The organism is Ensifer adhaerens (assembly GCF_013283195.1).
Classification (GTDB): Bacteria; Pseudomonadota; Alphaproteobacteria; order Rhizobiales; family Rhizobiaceae; genus Ensifer; species Ensifer adhaerens_G.
In genome coordinates this window covers 958,111-973,623 of record NZ_JABEKT010000002.1, presented here as the reverse complement: position 1 = coordinate 973,623, position 15,513 = coordinate 958,111, and the positions used below count along the sequence as shown (strand labels likewise).

Here is a 15,513-nt window from a genome sequence, read left to right as displayed (position 1 = left end):
ATAACCGAGCGTGGCGATTGCCTCGCTCGCCTCAGATCCCCGTCCGGCCGTCAATCCGCGGAGTAACGCTCCTCAAGCCAGGGATCGCCGCGCATGTGATACCCGTTACGCTCCCAGAAGCCGGCCTCGTCACCGGCTCGAAAATCGATGCGGGTCAACCACTTCGCGCTCTTCCAGAAATAGAGATGCGGCACGACGAGCCGCATCGGCCCGCCGTGGGCGCGGTTGATCCGTTGCCCCTCCCAATCCGTGGCGAGGATCGCATGCTCCGAGGCAAAATCGGCGAGTGGGAGATTGGTCGTATAGCCGTCGTAACTCGTCAGCATCACATGGGTTGCTTCCGGTTTCGGCATGACCAGATCGAGCAGGTCGTGCGTCAGCACGCCTTGCCAACGGTTGTCGTAGCGCGACCAGGTGGTGACGCAGTGAATATCGGAGAGGCTGTCGCGCTGCGGCAAAGCCTTGAACGCTGCCCAATCAAGCGACAGGCGCTGCTCGACGAGGCCAGTTACATCAAGGCGCCAGCGCTCCACACCGATCGCAGGCTGCTGCCCAAGGTCCAGCACCGGCCAATCCCTGACGAGGTGTTGACCTGGTGGCAACCGTTCATCCTCAGGCCTAGCTACATGCCCGGTAAGAAACTTGCCCGCCGCCGCCCATCGTCGCTTCGTCGTGGTCAGCTTGGTTTCCGTTGAGCGCTCGTCTTCGGTCATCGCGTCCTACTCCGGTCTGCCGGATTAGAAGACCCGTCGCGGTTCTCGTCAAGCGTCAGGCTCAGGGATCGCCGTTAGGGCAGGACAATGCGGAGCGCGGCCTGCGTCTCCTTCAACAGCGGCAGATAGCGCTCGACCATCTCGGCAGCCGGCACATGGGCGGCCGGCGCCCCGATGTTGAGCGCCGCAACAGTCTGGTTGCGATCGTTTAGTAGCGGGACGGCGATGGAGCATAGGCCGATTTCCAGTTCCTGGTCGATGATCGCATAACCTTGGTGACGAACGCGGCCGATCTCGGCCATCAGCTCTTCCGGGTCGGTTCTCGTGTGAGGCGTGTTGGCCTTGAGGTCGGAGCGGGCGAGCACGTCCCTCGCTTGCACCTCCGGCAGTGCCGCGAGCCACACGCGGCCCATCGAGGCGCAATAGGCGGGTAGACGCGAGCCCGGCATCAGGCTGATCGACATCACCCGTTTCTGCGACGCGCGAGCGATGTAGACGATTTCGGTGCCGTCGAGCACGGAAGCGGAGGCGCTCTGCCCGGCCCGCTCCGAAAGCTGGTCGAGGTAGGGCTGGACGATCGCCGGCAAGGGCGTCGCCGAGAGATAGGCGTGCCCGAGCCGCATGATCTTCGGCGTCAGCGAAAAGAATTTCCCGTCGTAGTCGGCGTAGCCGAGTTCCGAAAGCGTCAGCAGCGACCGGCGGACGGTCGCGCGGTCGAGGCCGGTGATCTTTGCAGCCTCGGTGATCGTCAGCTTCTGCTGGGTCTCGCCAAAGGCCTCGATGACGGTCAGCCCGCGGGCAAAACCACTGACGAAATCGGTTTCTCTCATCGTGCATCCTCGAATTATCGGCATCCACCCTGTGCGTTATACGAACAAATGTCAAATAACGCACAAACTATTTGACCCTTCCGGTTTTTGAGAGCCTATTTCGAGCCATCGAAGGCAAGAAAGGGCTCTTGCCTGCGGGCGCCGCGATCAAATTGCCGCGGCGAGAGGCCACCGACAGTTCAACAGCCGGCTGCAGAAAACACGCGCCCGCCGATAGGCGGCAACGCTCAGATCAGAAGAGAGGAAACATGGCGAAGATCGTTACCCTCGCCGAGGCAATCGGCGACAATGTCAGGGATGGCGACACCGTCGCCATGGAGGGCTTTACCCATCTGATCCCCTATGCCGCCGGCCACGAAGTGATCCGCCAAGGCCGCAAGGACCTGTTCCTCGTGCGCATGACGCCCGATATCCTTTACGATCAACTGATCGGCGTCGGTGCTGCCCGCGGCATGAAGTTTTCCTGGGGCGGCAATCCCGGCGTCGGCTCCCTGCACCGCTTCCGTGACGCAGTGGAAAATCAGTGGCCGCGGCCGCTCGAAATCGAGGAACATTCCCACGCAGCCATGGCCAATGCCTATGAGGCGGGTGCCGCGAACCTGCCGTTTGCGATGCTGCGCGGCTATATCGGTGCCGATCTGCCGAAGGTCAACGCCAACATCAAGTCCGTCACCTGCCCCTTCACGTCGGAATTGCTCGCAGCCGTTCCGGCAATCCGGCCGGATGTGACCATCATCCATGCTCAGCACGCCGACCGGAAAGGCAACGTTCTCATCGAAGGCATCGTCGGCGTACAGAAGGAGGCGGTTCTCGCCGCCAAGCGCTCGATCGTCACCGTTGAGGAGATCGTCGACGAGCTGGCGCCTCCTTCGCCCAATTCGGTCGTCCTACCGAGCTGGGCGGTTACCGCCGTCAGCCATGTCCCAGGCGGCGCCTTCCCCTCTTATGCCCACGGCTACTATCCACGCTCGAACGCCTTCTACATCGGCTGGGACGACATCGCCCGCGACCGCGACAGCTTTAGCGCCTGGATCAAGGAAAACGTGCTGGACGCCGGGCCGGAAGACTTTGCACGACACGCTGGCGGCAAGCCGGCGAAGGCCACTTAAGGAGGCGATGATGACGGATTTCACCCCCACCGAAATGATGACTATCGCCGCCTCGCGCGAACTTTCCAACGACGACGTCTGCTTTGTCGGCATCGGCGCACCGTCGGCCGCCTGCAACGTGGCGCGACTGACCCACGCGCCGGATATCACCCTGATCTACGAAAGCGGAACTGTCGGCACCAGGCCGGACGTACTGCCGCTGTCGATCGGCGACGGCGAGCTTTGCGATACCGCACTCTTCACCGTCTCTGTGCCGGAGATGTTTCGCTACTGGCTCCAGGGCGGCCGCATCACCACCGGGTTTCTCGGCGGCGCGCAGATCGATAAATTTGCCAACCTCAACACCACGGTCGTCGGACCGTACGACCATCCGAAGGTCCGTCTACCCGGCGGCGGCGGCGCGCCGGAAATCGCGTCGAATTGTGGTCGTATCTTCATCACCATGGCACTCTCCAAGCGCGGGTTCGTCGAAAAGCTGCCGTTCATCACCTCGATGGGCCACGGCGAAGGCGGCGATCATCGCGAACGGTTGGGTATGAAGACCAAGGGGCCGACCCGCATCATCACCGATCTTTGCATTCTCGAGCCCGACCCCACCACCAAGGAACTGACGGTGGTTTCCATCCATGACGGAGTGACGCGCGAGCAGATCGTCGACAATTGCGGCTGGCCGATCAAGTTCGCCGACCAGGTCATCGCGACCCCGGTGCCGAGCGAGGTCGAACTGACGACGCTTCGCGACATCAATGCGCGCACCAAGAAGGCCCACCAGGGCGACAGGGAGGCCGCGTGATGGCTGACGCCTACATCTGCGATTACATCCGCACGCCAATCGGTCGCTTCGGCGGCGCGCTGTCGTCCGTCAGGGCAGACGACCTCGGCGCAATCCCGCTGAAAGCGCTGATCAAGCGCAACACCTCGCTCGACTGGGAAGCAGTCGACGACGTCATCTTCGGTTGCGCCAACCAGGCCGGTGAAGACAACCGTAACGTCGCGCGCATGTCGTTGCTGCTCGCCGGGCTGCCGGCAAGCGTGACGGGTACGACGATCAACCGCCTCTGCGGTTCGGGCATGGATGCGGTGATCTCAGCTGCACGCGCCATCAAGGCGGGCGAAGCCGAGCTGATGATATCAGGTGGCGTCGAGAGCATGTCACGCGCACCCTTTGTCATGCCGAAGGCGGAGAGCGCCTTTTCGCGCAGCGCCGAGATCCATGACACCACCATTGGCTGGCGCTTCGTCAACCCGCTGATGAAGAAGCAATATGGCGTCGATTCCATGCCGGAGACCGGCGAAAACGTCGCCGAGGATTTCAAGGTAAGCAGGCAGGACCAGGACGCCTTTGCACTGCGCAGCCAGGCGAAGGCCGCAGCAGCTCAAGCAAACGGCCGGCTTGCCAAGGAGATTGTTGCCATCACCATCCCCCAGCGCAAGGGCGAGCCGACGACAGTCGAGAAGGACGAGCATCCGCGTGCGACGACGATGGAGGCGCTTGCCAAGCTCGGCACGCCCTTCAGGAAAGAAGGCGGGACGGTCACTGCCGGCAATGCCTCCGGCGTCAATGACGGAGCTGCAGCGCTTATCATCGCCTCGGAGGCGGCAGCGAAGAAATATGGCCTGAGGCCAATCGCCCGGATCCTCGGCGGCGCGACCGCCGGCGTGGCACCACGGATCATGGGCTTCGGCCCGGCCCCGGCCTCGAAAAAATTGATGGCGCGTCTCGGCCTGACGCAGGAACAGTTCGATGTCATCGAACTCAACGAGGCCTTCGCCTCGCAGGGGCTGGCGACACTACGCGATCTCGGGATTGCCGACGACGACGGTCGCGTCAACCGGAACGGCGGCGCAATTGCCCTTGGTCACCCGCTCGGCATGTCCGGCGCCCGCATCACCGGGACGGCGGCACTGGAGTTGGCCGAGACGGGTGGACGTTACAGCCTCTCGACGATGTGCATCGGCGTCGGCCAGGGCATCGCGGTGGCGCTCGAGCGGGTCTGAAGATCGACGGGCAAAGGTGTGTGGCCGGTCTCGCGATAGCAACACGCCCAGACCGAGCGCAGTTCGGGAGCCGTCCGATGACGGCTCCCTGTTTCAATCACACGGTCTCTTCGTCGCGCTGCGCCACGAAGATCAGCACCAGCAGGATGGTGATGAAGAAGCGGAAGGCATCGGGAACGCCGTTCCATTGCTTCGACATCCACATGCCGAACCATTCACCACCCACCGACATGAAGCCGACCTGCCACACGAGAAAGCCGAGCGTCAGGCCTGATATCGCTACGGTCTTCGCCCGGTTGAACTCGCGCGCGCCACCGTTGAGGTTCGTCGCCAGCCGGTAGGCGCCGAGCCAGCAAAGCAATGCCGTCAGCGCCTCGGCCGCGATGATCGCGACGTAGAACAGGTTGTGCAGTGCCGGGCTGGTGATCGCACGGTACTTGATCGCCGCATCAGGGAAGATCGTATCCATCATCATCACATGCTGGACGAAGGCGAAGTTCGTCGCGTAGTCGGTGATGTTGCCGAAGGCGACGAGCGTCGAAAACAAGGCGATAGCAGCGACGGCTGCGGTTTTGGCAATTCGAATGATTTTCATGTCTGGTACTCCTGTCCACTGCCGGCACACCCGAAATCCGGGCCGAATCCTACCGGCATCAGTCCAGCCATAGCCCGCAGCAGCGCAAAACGGGGCTGCAACATGCCTCTTCCACAACTTGCAGGATGATGCATATGCACCCCGGCGGCAACGCCCGCTGAACACGCAGCGGCCCTTGCCCTTCCCTGTTGTCTTGACTCCAGCTACAGAATGCAACATAACCATTTAGTTCTAAAACTTATCGGTTATGTTGATGACCCCATCTGAACGCCTCGACGCCACCTTTTCCGCTCTCGCCGATCCGACACGGCGCGCCATCCTTGCCCGCCTGGCGCTGGGCGAGGCATCGGTTCTCGAACTTGCCGAACCCTTCGCCATGAGTCAGCCAGCGGTGTCGAAGCACCTGAAGGTGCTGGAGCGCGCCGGGCTGGTTTCGCGCAGCCGCGACGCGCAGCGCCGTCCCTGCCGGATCGAGATCGATCCACTCGCCGAGGCGACCGACTGGCTGGCGGAATATCGCAAGCTTTGGGAAGCGAATTTTGCCCGTCTCGACACACTGCTTGAGGAATTGAAGGCCGATGCCGCGGCTCACGGATCGGCTGGGAACCCTACCGATTTCACCACTAGGGAGGACTGACATGCGTGCAACGTCCAACAAACTCGTCGTCATCGCCCACGGCGACCGGGAAATTCGCATCATCCGCACGTTTGACGCGCCGCGCCGGCTGGTTTTCGACGCCTTCACCAAACCGGCGCTCGTCAAGCGCTGGCTGACTGGCCCGGACGGCTGGTCGCTGCCCGTCTGCGAAATCGACCTGCGACCCGGCGGAACGTTTCGCTATGTCTGGAAGAACACTGAGGGCACAGAGATGGGCATGGGCGGCACCTATCGCGAGATCGATGCGCCGGACCGGATCGTCCATGAGGAACTCTTCGACGAGGATTGGACCGGCGGCCGGACTGAAGTGACGACCCATTTTGTTGAGGATGGCGGGCGCACCACGGTGACGACGGCTGTCGTCTACTCCTCGACGGAGGCGCGCGATGCGGTCCTCAAGTCACCGATGGAGAGCGGCATTGCGATCGGCTACGACCGCCTCGAGGGCATTCTTGCCTCCGAACCAGTGAAATAGTCATGGAATGACCATGGGCGGAGTGATCCGCCCATGGTCCAACTCTCATTCCGTCCAGATCGCGACGTCAACGGGAGCGAGCTTGCGGCCGCCGACATGGAAGGTCGCGCCAGTGCCGGCTGGCACGTCAGCTGCCTCCTTGCCGTAGTTGAAGGCGAAGTTCAGCTTGCCGCGGCGGGTGATGCGCAGATCGCCGAGATCGGCAAGCGCTTCGACCGAAGCCCAGCCCAGCGCATCGTTGATCACCTTCTTGAGCAGGTCACCCTGGGCAGCCGCCGCCATATAACGCGCCTTGTCGTTGCCGACGAGGGCCGGGGCACCATTGCGGTACTCGCCTTCGAAAGTCGCCAGCACCGTCTCGCTGGTGCGCACCGTCTCCCGCCAGATGCCGGACGGATAGGTCTCGTTGCCGTAAAGTACGGTCTCGCCATGGAACTCCGGCAAGGATTCGACGCGAGCGACGCTGATATCGATAAGGGCTGCAAGCGGACCAGGCGGCAAACCCTCAGGGATGTGCATGTCCTCGGTCTTGCTGCCACTACGCGGTCCGAACAACACCTTGGCCTCAGACTTCGCCAGCTTCTCGACAAAGGCCTGGTTGGCGATGACGAGGTCTGGCGCCAGCACCAGCTGGTAGCCGTCGAGATCGGAATGCTGGCCGATGAAATCGACGTCGACGCCGAGGCGCGAGACGGTCGAGTACCAGTCGAGCGCCGTCGCTGCGGCCGAATAAGTCCGCCCCTGCGGCAGGGCGCGGGTTGCCCAGCGCGAGTTGTAGTCGAGCAGGATTGCGACCTTGGCCTTGCCGCGCGCCTCGCCCGTTGGCAGGCGCTTCATCTCTTCCACCACCTGCGCGACTTCGAGATAGCCCTGGTCGGGCTCGCTGTTGGGAAGCAGCAGGCCGGCATGGAACTGCTCCTGCGCAAACGGCACCTGCCGCCAGCGGAAATAGGAGACCATGTCGACACCATGCGCATAGGCAAGCCAGGTCCAAAGCCGAACCATGCCATCGGCCGGCGACTGGTTGTGTGCCGCCCAGTTCACCGGGCCCGGTTGCTGCTCCATCACCCAGACGCGGCCGCGGCCGACGGTACGGTAGAGATCGTGGTTGAAGGCGGGCTGGTCCGGATCGCCGACGCGCAGGTAGCGACCCTTGTCCTCCGGCGAAAGCCGACCGTTCAACAACCCGCCCATCGGGTAGACGTCCCAGGAGGCGATATCGATGTCTTCTCCGACCTTGTAGTGATCGAAGTCGGTGTTGTGCGACATGAAGTTGTGCGTCACCGGGCGGCCCGGCGCATGGCCGCGGATGATGTCGACCTGCGCCTTGTTGAAGCTCTTCACCTGGTCGGACGAGAAGCGGATGAAGTCGACGATATGGGTCGGGCTCGGCTCCTCAACGAGATTGTTCGGCAGCTCGATTTCGTCGAAGCTGTTGTAGTTCATCGCCCAGAAAGCCGTGCCCCAGGCACGGTTCAACTCTTCGGTCGTGCCGTAGCGCTCGGCGAGCCACAGCCGGAAGGCCCGCTCGGCTTCTGAGGAATAGCTGTAGATCGTGTCGTGATCGCCATATTCGTTGTCCGTCTGCCAGGCATGGACGAAGGCGTGTCTGCCGTATCGCTCGGCCATGGCGTCGGTAATCCGGGCTGCCTCGACGCGGTAGACGCGGCTGGAGAAGCAATAGTGACGCCGGGCGCCGAACTTGCGCACGACACCGTTGACGTCGACAGGCAGGATATCGGGGTGCCGGTCGATCAGCCACTTCGGTGGCGCTGCGGTCGGTGTGCCCAGGATGACCTTCAGGCCGGCGCTGCCGAGCACGTCGATCGCGTCATCCAGCCACTCCCAATGAAACTCGCCCGGCCGGGGTTCGATCTTCGCCCAGGCGAATTCACCGATGCGCACCCAGGCAAGCCCGAGTTCGACCATGCGGCGGGCATCGTCTTCCCATTTTTCGCGCGGCCATTGCTCCGGATAGTAGCAGACGCCGAGTTCGAGCATGTCGGTCTCCTGCTTGTCGGCGTTGAAACGGTTCGGTCGCGTCAGGGGCATATGCAAGATCAGGTCCTTCGTCATGCTCTCGGCCGGCTTCACCCGGCATTTCGTCTTCGATGCGGGCGCACTCATGGATATAAACGTTTATATCACCAGGCGCAGGCGTGTGGTCGTCGTGTCGTGTTCGGTCTCAGCGTTTCGAGGTCAGGCGGTCGTCGCAGCGCTCGATCAGCTTGGGCATCAGAAGCGTCTGCAGCGCTTCCGGCGGCTCACCCTCCATCCGGCGCAGGATGTAGGCACCGAGCAGGCTGCTCGGTTCGCTGATCGGCAGGTAGTAGGTGGTGATCGGCGGCGCAAAATACTGGCTGACGTTGAGATCGTCGGTGGCATTGATGACGGCGTCGCGGCCATGCACCAGCCCGCGCTCATGGAAACCGGAGAACGCGCCGAGCGCGGAGGCCTCATTGGCACAGATATAGGCGGTCGGCGGATTGGAAAGATCCGACATCGTCAGCACGTTTTCCCGCCCGAAAGCCGGCGTCAGCCGCCCATGCGCGACCAGAGCCGGATCGAAGGGCAGGCCGGCAACTTCGAGCGCGCGCCTGTAGCTTTCAAACCGGGTGATGCCGTAGCTCAAATCCGACAACGGGTTGAGAAGGGCGATGCGGCGATGGCCGCGCTCCACCAGCCGCGCCATCGAGACGCGGATCATCTGCTCGTTGTCGGCATCGACATAGGCATGCGGCGCGTTGTGAACGCTGGTGCCATAGGTAACGAAGGGAAAGTCCGCCGCCTGCATCGTCCGGATGCGCGGATCGTCGGCGCGCGTGCCGGAGATGATGATGCCGTCGGCCTTCTTCAGCGAGACGATCTGCTTGATGATCGCCTGGCTTTCCTCGAAATTCCTGACAGCATAGAGCGAGACGCGGTAAGGGCTGTCTTCCAGCGCCCAGGAAATGCCGCTCAAGAGCTGGGCGTATTCGACGCCTTCCCACTCGTTCTGCTTCGGCCCCGGCGCCGTCATGATCGCGGCGACCTGATAGGTCTTGCCGGTGCGCAACTGCACGCCATGCATGTTGAGTTCGTAGCCGACCCGCTCTGCGGCCTCGATCACGATCGCGCGCGTTTCCGGGCGAACCTGAGGCGAATGCTTCAAGGCCTTGGACACAGTGGCAATCGACAGCCCCGTTTCCTGCGCAATGGTCTTGATCGTCGGTCTCTGCATGGCGTCTCGGCTCATCACGGGTTGTCGTCGCTGAGCGATGCCGCCAGCAGGAGGTAGACTGCGGATGTCCAGGCGAATGCCCGATCGCGAAGGCCCCTCCCCGACCGCGCATCGAAGTTTTCGGCCATACCGTTTTTGCTGGCCAGTGAACAGAACTTTTCCGCGATTTCGCGGGTCAGCTCAATCTCCCCTTGCCGGCGAAGGCCGTCCCAGAGAAGCAATGTGGTCGGCGCCCAGATCGGGCCACGCCAATAGCCGTCATCTTCGTAGAACGGACTATTGGGGCTTTCCGTCGCCGGCCCCCAAGCGGTGATGAAGCCGCCAGAAACCAGACGTGCGACAAGCTTCTCGCGCATCTCGCTCGGCAGCCGCGCGCCCAGCAGCAGCGGCATGAACTGGATCAGGTTTTCGCCCGGCAAGATCCGGTCCGGCGCGCCCGCAAGCCGCGCGCCAAAAGTCTCGCCGGTCCAGAGCCGTTCGAACAGCAGCGCCTGCAGGGCATCCGCCTTGGCGTTCCATTCGGCGGCGCGCGCCGGATCGCTCTCCAGCAGGGTCGCAAGCGTCTCGCAGGCCAGAATGAGGAACACCGGTAAATCGGGCGAGATGACCGGGCCGCCTTCGGCAAAGAAGGTCGCATTGTCCCAGCCGCTGTCGTTGCCGTGGAAATAGCTCGGCAGCGACGTTGCATCGGCGCGGGCGCAGGTCAGCCAGTAGTCGACTTGCTTGGCGATCGCGTCGCGCAGATAGGCCTTGCGCTCAACGGTCAGGAAATCCGGATGCCTTGCCGCGATCAGCGACACTGCCCAGCCATGCACCGGCGGCTTGGTGAAGGCGAAAAGCACGTCGCGATCGTTGATGTAGTCGGGCAGCAGGCCAGAGGCGTCCTGGTGATCGAAGATCACCGCCAACTGGTCGAAGGCGAGATCCTGGTCGATCGCCGCCACCCCCAGGGCCGAAAACGCGTTGTCCCAGCTCCAGATGTTGATCATGTGGTTCTTGGACATGTAGATCGACGGCCGCGTCAGCTGGCCGCCAACAGGAACGCCATTGGCCCACAGCAGGTAGCTTGCCAGCCGATGCGCCTCGTCCTGGCCTTCAGCACCCTTCGGCACATTGGCATACCACTGTTCGAACTCGACAGTGGCGCCGGCAAGCGCGTCCGTGAAGCTCTGGAGCGGCGCCGTCGGCGGCACGGTGTGAAAGAAATCGACATTGCCCTCGAACGGACCTTTGCCCGTAAACGCGAAGGAGACGTCGGCCGAGTGGTCGCGCTGCCAGGCGCCCGACACGTCGATCGTGCCGGACACGGCACGGGGAATGAACTTGACGTTTTCGACGGCCGCCACCAGGCAATCATCACCGGCAGGGGTGCGGTAGACGTAGTCGTAGCGCGACCCTTCGAGATGAAAGCGCACACCGGCTTTCTCGCCGCTGAGATGCAGCCGCTCGCCTTCGCCGATCGCGAAGGTCAGCGATCCCGCGCCAACGTTGGCAACCAGACGCTCAGGCGAAAGCTCGAAGGTCGCCTCGGCCGGCTTGCCCGCCGCATCGAGGAATTCGACGCGGCAAAGGCGCCCCAGCGACGGCCGTTCGTCGCCACCGGCAACGAAGCGCAGGTAGAGGACGCGAGTGCCATCGCCGCCCGGAACCTTCATCATCGACAGCGTCAGAAACCGGCCCCTCCGGCTGAAGGGGATATGCTCGATATCGAACAGCATCGCTTATCCCTTCACCGACGATCCGACCGCGCCGTCCATGATGTAGCGCTGGGCGACGAAGAAGAGCGCGAGCGGCGGCAGGCAGAGGATCACCGTGATCGCGGCGATCGAGGTGGCGTCAACCTCATGCAGGCCCTTGAACATCGAAAGCCCGAGCGTCAGCGTGTATTTCGACTGGTCGTTGAGGAAGATCAACGGGCCGAGGTAGTCGTTCCAGGCGTTCATGAAGTGGAAGGTGCCGACCAGCACCAGCGCCGGCATCATCAGCGGCAGATGGATGCGCCAGTAGATGTCGAAGGCGTTGGCGCCGTCCATGCGTGCCGCCTCGTCGATCTCCATCGGCACGGTCATGATGTACTGGCGCAGCAGGAAGACGAAGAAGGCATCGGCGAAATAGGCCGGCACGATCAGCGGCTTCAGCGTGTTGATCCAGCCGAGCATGTTGAATTCCATGTAGAGCGGAATCATCTTCACGTCCCACGGGATCATCATGGTGGCGAGCAGCACGATGAACAGCGGATCGCGACCGGGAAAGCGGAAGCGGGCGAAACCATAGGCAACCAGCGAGCTCGAGATCAGCTGCCCGATGGTCGAGAACACGACGACGATGAGCGAGTTGCTCAGATAGGTGCCGAAGGGCTGCTTGTTCCAGGCGGCCGCAAAGTTCTCCCAATGCCATTCCGACGGCCAGAACACCGGCGGGAACTGGTAGAGATCGGCGGTGCTTTTGATCGCCGTCATGAAGGTCCAGTAGAACGGCGCGATGAACAGGGCCGACAACAGGATAAGCGCGGAATAGAGCAGCGTCTTACGCATGGCCTTCTCCATCGTTCTGGCGGACTTCGCCTTCGTAATAGACCCAGGCGGCCGACCAGCGCATGACGCCGAGGCTGAGCGCGAGCACGATGATGAACATCACCCAGGAGCCGGCGGCGGCATAACCCATGTCGAAATACTTGAAGGCGTTGTCGTAGATATACATGGCAAAGAAATAGGTGGAGCCGAGCGGGCCGCCCTTGGTCAGGAGCAGGGCGATGGTCAGCTGCTGGAAAGCGGAAATGATCGAGGTGATGAAGGTGAAGAGCAGCATCGGCCCGAGCATCGGCAAGGTGATGAACAGCATCTGCGCCCAGCCGGGAACGCCCGACACGGTCGCTGCCTCGTAAAGTTCCTTCGGGATGGCTTTGAGGCCGGTCAGGAGGATCAGCATGGTGCCGCCGAGACCCCAGAGGCTGGCGATGATGATCGCGACGATCGCGAGATTCGGATCGCCGAGCCAGTTCGGTCCGTCGATGCCGACGAACGACAGCATGAAGTTCAGAAGGCCGTATTCCTTGCTGTAGATCCAGCTCCAGATCGTCACCAGTGCGACGCCGGAAATGACGCTCGGCAGATAGAAGGCCGTGCGGAAGAAGCCGCTGGCAAAGGTGATGTTGTGCAGCATCAAGGCCAGCAGGAACGACATGACGATGTTGAACGGCACGTAGATCGCCGCGAACTTCACCGTGATCCAGAGGCTCTCCCAGAACTGCGGGTCGTCCATTATCATCGTGCGGTAGTTATCGAGACCGACGAAGGTCCGCTCACCGACGACGGGCCAGTCGTAGAAGCTCATCGTCAGCGAAAAGACCAGCGGTCCGAGCGTAAAGAACAGGAACCCGAGGATCCACGGGGAGATGAACAGATAGGGCGCGGCATGGCGCGCGATGGCGGAGCGCTTGCGCCTTGCCACCTTGGGCTCTGCCCCGGCATAGGTCATATCCATCTCCCCGTACTCCCTTTGCTTACTTGATCAGCCGCTTGGAACGGCTGACGGCATCGTCGAGATGCTGCTTGGCGTTGCCCTGGTCGATCATGGTTGCCTCGATGGCGCGCGCGAGATTGTCCTGCACCTTGCCCCAGTTGGCGTTCTTCAGGAACGCATGGGTTTCGGTGTTCGAGGTCGCGAGAATATCGAAGAACGGCTTGTAGATCGGATCCGCGGTCATGCCCTTCTCTTGCGCAACGCTGGTGCGCACCGGCAGGTCGTTGGTCCGCATGGCAACGGCTTCAGGCGACGAGAAGAACTTGACGAACTCCCAGGCGAGGTCCGGATGGGCTGCATCCTTGGCGATGGAGATCGCCGACACGCCAAGCGCGGAATGGGCGGTCTTGTCGCCGAACTTCGGCAGCGGTGCCACGCCGTACTTGATGCCCGACGCGTCGATACCGGACTTCGACCACATGGCGCTCTGGAACATGGCGATCTTGCCGCCCTTGAACAGCGTGCTGCCCGAGGTGTCGTCACCAAGGTTGAGCGTGATCGCTTCCTGCTTCTTGGCCATGTCACCGAACATGTCGAGGACTTGAGCAGCTGCATCGCTGTTCATGTAGCCGTCGATCTGCTTGCCGTCGTCGGAGATATACTTGGTACCGTTCGACCAGAGGAACTGCTCGAAGTCGTAAGGATCGGGCTTGGCATCGACGGCGAAGCCGTAGACCTTGTTCGGCTCGTCACGAAACTTCGCAGCCTTTGCGCGCAGGTCGTCCCAGGTCCAACCGTCCTTCGGCTCCTCGACGCCGGCCTTGGCGAACATGTCCTTGTTGTAGAAGACGACCTGGGTGGTGAAGCCCGAGGGCATGCCGTAGGTCTTGCCCTCGACGCGGGTGGTGTTCATCAGGCCCTGAGGAAAATCGTCCGGCTTGATCTCGGCAGCGTCCTTGGCGATCAGATCGTCGAGCGGCATCAGCGACGTGTAGTACTGCGGGAAGTTCCACATATACATGACATCAGGCGGGCTACCGGCGCCGAAAGCGGCGATCAGCTTCTGATCGTAACCATCAGCGTAGGGTTCGACCTGAACCTTCACGCCCGGGTGCTTTTCCTCGAACTTCTTGGCGATTGCCTGCTGGATCGCCAGGCTCTCGTCCGTGTCCCAGGTGGCAAAGCGCAAGGTCTCCTCCGCGCGGGCCGTGGCAACGCCGGCCATCGCCAATACCATGAGCGAACCGATGAGCGACTTCGTCTTGTTCTGCATGCTTCTCCTCCTCATTCGGGTCACGCGACCCTTTTGCTTTTTTCCTGATTGATCAGCATCTGCGTCTCGGGATCGAGCGCCCGCGCAATCGCCTTGCCGTCGGCATCGAACAGGTGGCAATGCTCAGGCGGAATGCGCAGATGGATGCGCTCGCGGTTGGCAACCGGATGCGTGCCACGCACGACCGCGGTCATGTCGGAGCCGTTCTCAAGGCCGATGTGCACGTGGCTTTCGGTGCCGAGACGTTCAACCAGACGGACATCGCCAACCAGATGGGCTTCCTCGGGCGAAACCAGTTCGAGCTTGTCCGGCCGAATGCCGATCGTCACCGGCTTGTCCTTGGCGACGACGGTCGAAGACAGCGTTTCGAGCGTCAGGTCCCGCACCAGGCCCCCACCCGAAAGCGTCAACTCCGAGCGGTCCTGGCGAACCACGTTCGCAGTGACGAAATTCATCCTCGGCGAGCCTATGAAGCCGGCAACGAACAGGTTGGCCGGCTGGTAGAACAGTTCGAGCGGCGTGCCAAACTGGCTGACCTTGCCCTTGTCCAGCACGACGACGCGGTCGGACAGCGTCATCGCCTCGACCTGATCGTGGGTGACGTAGATCATCGTGACGCCAAGGCGTTCATGCAGGGCCGCGAGCTCGACGCGCATGGTCACGCGCAGGCCGGCATCGAGGTTCGACAACGGCTCGTCGAGCAGGAACAGTTTCGGCTCGCGCACGATCGCGCGGCCGATGGCGACGCGCTGGCGCTGGCCGCCGGAAAGCTGCCGGGGTTTGCGGTGCAGAAGCTCGGAGATGCGCAGGATATCGGCGGCGTTGTTGACGCGGCGATCGATCTCGTCGCGCTTCATGCCGTTCAGCGCCAGACCGAAGGACAGGTTCTTGCGCACGTTCATATGGGGATAGAGCGCGTAATTCTGGAAGACCATGGCGATATCGCGCTTGGCCGAGCGCAGATCGGTGATATCGCGATCGCCCAGATGGATCGAACCGGAATCGAGCTCCTCAAGACCGGCGATCGACCGCAGGAGCGTACTCTTGCCGCAACCGGATGGCCCGAGAAAGCAGACGAACTCGCCGTCGGCGATATCGAGATTGATGCCCTTCAAGACTTCGAGCGAACCAAAGCCTTTGCGCAGATTTTCAATACGGATAGCTGCCAACGGGCCCTCCC

15 protein-coding genes are annotated in these 15,513 nt (G+C 62.4%); 5 read left to right on the top strand and 10 right to left on the bottom strand.

Annotated features, from left to right (window positions below; translation table 11 throughout):
• Positions 1–50: 50 nt before the first annotated feature.
• On the bottom strand, positions 51–713 hold the full coding sequence (locus LPJGGPFB_RS20835; protein WP_173421820.1) for a sulfite oxidase-like oxidoreductase: 663 nt from the start codon (positions 711–713) through the stop codon (positions 51–53).
• Positions 714–787: 74 nt separating this feature from the next.
• Entirely contained in the window at positions 788–1,543 is a 756-nt protein-coding gene (locus LPJGGPFB_RS20830) for an IclR family transcriptional regulator (protein WP_173421819.1), read from the bottom strand.
• A gap of 248 nt (positions 1,544–1,791) precedes the next feature.
• Between LPJGGPFB_RS20830 and LPJGGPFB_RS20825 the strand changes: the two genes are divergently transcribed.
• The 3 genes from LPJGGPFB_RS20825 to pcaF are packed head-to-tail and all read left to right on the top strand — an operon-like array spanning position 1,792 to position 4,650.
• The gene (locus tag LPJGGPFB_RS20825) at positions 1,792–2,652 is read left to right on the top strand and encodes a CoA transferase subunit A (protein ID WP_173421818.1); all 861 of its coding nucleotides are present in this window, start codon (positions 1,792–1,794) and stop codon (positions 2,650–2,652) included.
• A 10-nt stretch (positions 2,653–2,662) separates the two neighbouring features.
• The gene (locus LPJGGPFB_RS20820) at positions 2,663–3,445 is read left to right on the top strand and encodes a CoA-transferase subunit beta (RefSeq protein WP_173421817.1); all 783 of its coding nucleotides are present in this window, start codon (positions 2,663–2,665) and stop codon (positions 3,443–3,445) included.
• Positions 3,445–4,650, top strand: a complete 1,206-nt coding sequence (pcaF, locus tag LPJGGPFB_RS20815; RefSeq protein ID WP_173421816.1) for a 3-oxoadipyl-CoA thiolase — start codon at positions 3,445–3,447, stop codon at positions 4,648–4,650. The genes LPJGGPFB_RS20820 and pcaF overlap by 1 nt, the downstream gene beginning before the upstream one ends.
• 97 nt (positions 4,651–4,747) lie before the next feature.
• On the opposite strand, the gene LPJGGPFB_RS20810 is transcribed toward pcaF, so the two are convergent.
• Positions 4,748–5,245, bottom strand: coding sequence for a DUF2165 family protein (locus tag LPJGGPFB_RS20810; RefSeq protein ID WP_173421815.1), 498 nt, complete (start codon positions 5,243–5,245; stop codon positions 4,748–4,750).
• A 253-nt stretch (positions 5,246–5,498) separates the two neighbouring features.
• Between LPJGGPFB_RS20810 and LPJGGPFB_RS20805 the strand changes: the two genes are divergently transcribed.
• On the top strand, positions 5,499–5,882 hold the full coding sequence (locus LPJGGPFB_RS20805) for an ArsR/SmtB family transcription factor (RefSeq protein ID WP_173421814.1): 384 nt from the start codon (positions 5,499–5,501) through the stop codon (positions 5,880–5,882).
• A gap of 1 nt (position 5,883) precedes the next feature.
• Positions 5,884–6,378 (top strand): SRPBCC family protein, encoded by a 495-nt coding sequence (locus LPJGGPFB_RS20800; protein ID WP_173421813.1) that lies wholly within the window; start codon positions 5,884–5,886, stop codon positions 6,376–6,378.
• A 45-nt stretch (positions 6,379–6,423) separates the two neighbouring features.
• Here the strand turns inward: LPJGGPFB_RS20800 and LPJGGPFB_RS20795 are convergent, their stop codons facing one another.
• From LPJGGPFB_RS20795 to LPJGGPFB_RS20765, 7 genes are all read right to left on the bottom strand, one after another.
• On the bottom strand, positions 6,424–8,436 hold the full coding sequence (locus LPJGGPFB_RS20795) for a beta-galactosidase (RefSeq protein WP_173422263.1): 2,013 nt from the start codon (positions 8,434–8,436) through the stop codon (positions 6,424–6,426).
• A 127-nt stretch (positions 8,437–8,563) separates the two neighbouring features.
• Positions 8,564–9,598 carry a LacI family DNA-binding transcriptional regulator gene (locus LPJGGPFB_RS20790; RefSeq protein WP_173421812.1) on the bottom strand — a complete coding sequence of 345 codons (1,035 nt, stop codon included), beginning with the start codon at positions 9,596–9,598 and terminating at the stop codon, positions 8,564–8,566.
• 14 nt (positions 9,599–9,612) lie between these two features.
• Positions 9,613–11,316, bottom strand: a complete 1,704-nt coding sequence (locus tag LPJGGPFB_RS20785) for an amylo-alpha-1,6-glucosidase (RefSeq protein WP_173421811.1) — start codon at positions 11,314–11,316, stop codon at positions 9,613–9,615.
• A gap of 3 nt (positions 11,317–11,319) precedes the next feature.
• Positions 11,320–12,132 carry a carbohydrate ABC transporter permease gene (locus tag LPJGGPFB_RS20780; protein WP_173421810.1) on the bottom strand — a complete coding sequence of 271 codons (813 nt, stop codon included), beginning with the start codon at positions 12,130–12,132 and terminating at the stop codon, positions 11,320–11,322.
• Positions 12,125–13,081, bottom strand: a complete 957-nt coding sequence (locus LPJGGPFB_RS20775; RefSeq protein ID WP_173421809.1) for a carbohydrate ABC transporter permease — start codon at positions 13,079–13,081, stop codon at positions 12,125–12,127. Before LPJGGPFB_RS20775 ends, LPJGGPFB_RS20780 begins: the two co-directional genes overlap by 8 nt.
• Positions 13,082–13,100: 19 nt before the next feature.
• Positions 13,101–14,333, bottom strand: coding sequence for an ABC transporter substrate-binding protein (locus tag LPJGGPFB_RS20770; protein ID WP_173421808.1), 1,233 nt, complete (start codon positions 14,331–14,333; stop codon positions 13,101–13,103).
• Between the two features lie 20 nt (positions 14,334–14,353).
• Positions 14,354–15,502, bottom strand: coding sequence for an ABC transporter ATP-binding protein (locus tag LPJGGPFB_RS20765; RefSeq protein ID WP_173421807.1), 1,149 nt, complete (start codon positions 15,500–15,502; stop codon positions 14,354–14,356).
• Between the last annotated feature and the right edge of the window lie 11 nt (positions 15,503–15,513).

Excerpts from the sequence above, each read along its gene's own strand:
- LPJGGPFB_RS20805 (WP_173421814.1), top strand. The coding sequence starts at position 5,499 with ATGACCCCATCTGAACGCCTCGACGCCACCTTTTCCGCTCTCGCCGAT.
- LPJGGPFB_RS20780 (WP_173421810.1), bottom strand. The coding sequence starts at position 12,132 with ATGCGTAAGACGCTGCTCTATTCCGCGCTTATCCTGTTGTCGGCCCTG.
- LPJGGPFB_RS20800 (WP_173421813.1), top strand. The coding sequence starts at position 5,884 with ATGCGTGCAACGTCCAACAAACTCGTCGTCATCGCCCACGGCGACCGG.
- pcaF (WP_173421816.1), top strand. The coding sequence starts at position 3,445 with ATGGCTGACGCCTACATCTGCGATTACATCCGCACGCCAATCGGTCGC.
- LPJGGPFB_RS20835 (WP_173421820.1), bottom strand. The coding sequence starts at position 713 with ATGACCGAAGACGAGCGCTCAACGGAAACCAAGCTGACCACGACGAAG.
- LPJGGPFB_RS20775 (WP_173421809.1), bottom strand. The coding sequence starts at position 13,081 with ATGGATATGACCTATGCCGGGGCAGAGCCCAAGGTGGCAAGGCGCAAG.
- LPJGGPFB_RS20785 (WP_173421811.1), bottom strand. The coding sequence starts at position 11,316 with ATGCTGTTCGATATCGAGCATATCCCCTTCAGCCGGAGGGGCCGGTTT.
- LPJGGPFB_RS20770 (WP_173421808.1), bottom strand. The coding sequence starts at position 14,333 with ATGCAGAACAAGACGAAGTCGCTCATCGGTTCGCTCATGGTATTGGCG.
- LPJGGPFB_RS20810 (WP_173421815.1), bottom strand. The coding sequence starts at position 5,245 with ATGAAAATCATTCGAATTGCCAAAACCGCAGCCGTCGCTGCTATCGCC.
- LPJGGPFB_RS20830 (WP_173421819.1), bottom strand. The coding sequence starts at position 1,543 with ATGAGAGAAACCGATTTCGTCAGTGGTTTTGCCCGCGGGCTGACCGTC.
- LPJGGPFB_RS20790 (WP_173421812.1), bottom strand. The coding sequence starts at position 9,598 with ATGCAGAGACCGACGATCAAGACCATTGCGCAGGAAACGGGGCTGTCG.
- LPJGGPFB_RS20820 (WP_173421817.1), top strand. The coding sequence starts at position 2,663 with ATGACGGATTTCACCCCCACCGAAATGATGACTATCGCCGCCTCGCGC.
- LPJGGPFB_RS20825 (WP_173421818.1), top strand. The coding sequence starts at position 1,792 with ATGGCGAAGATCGTTACCCTCGCCGAGGCAATCGGCGACAATGTCAGG.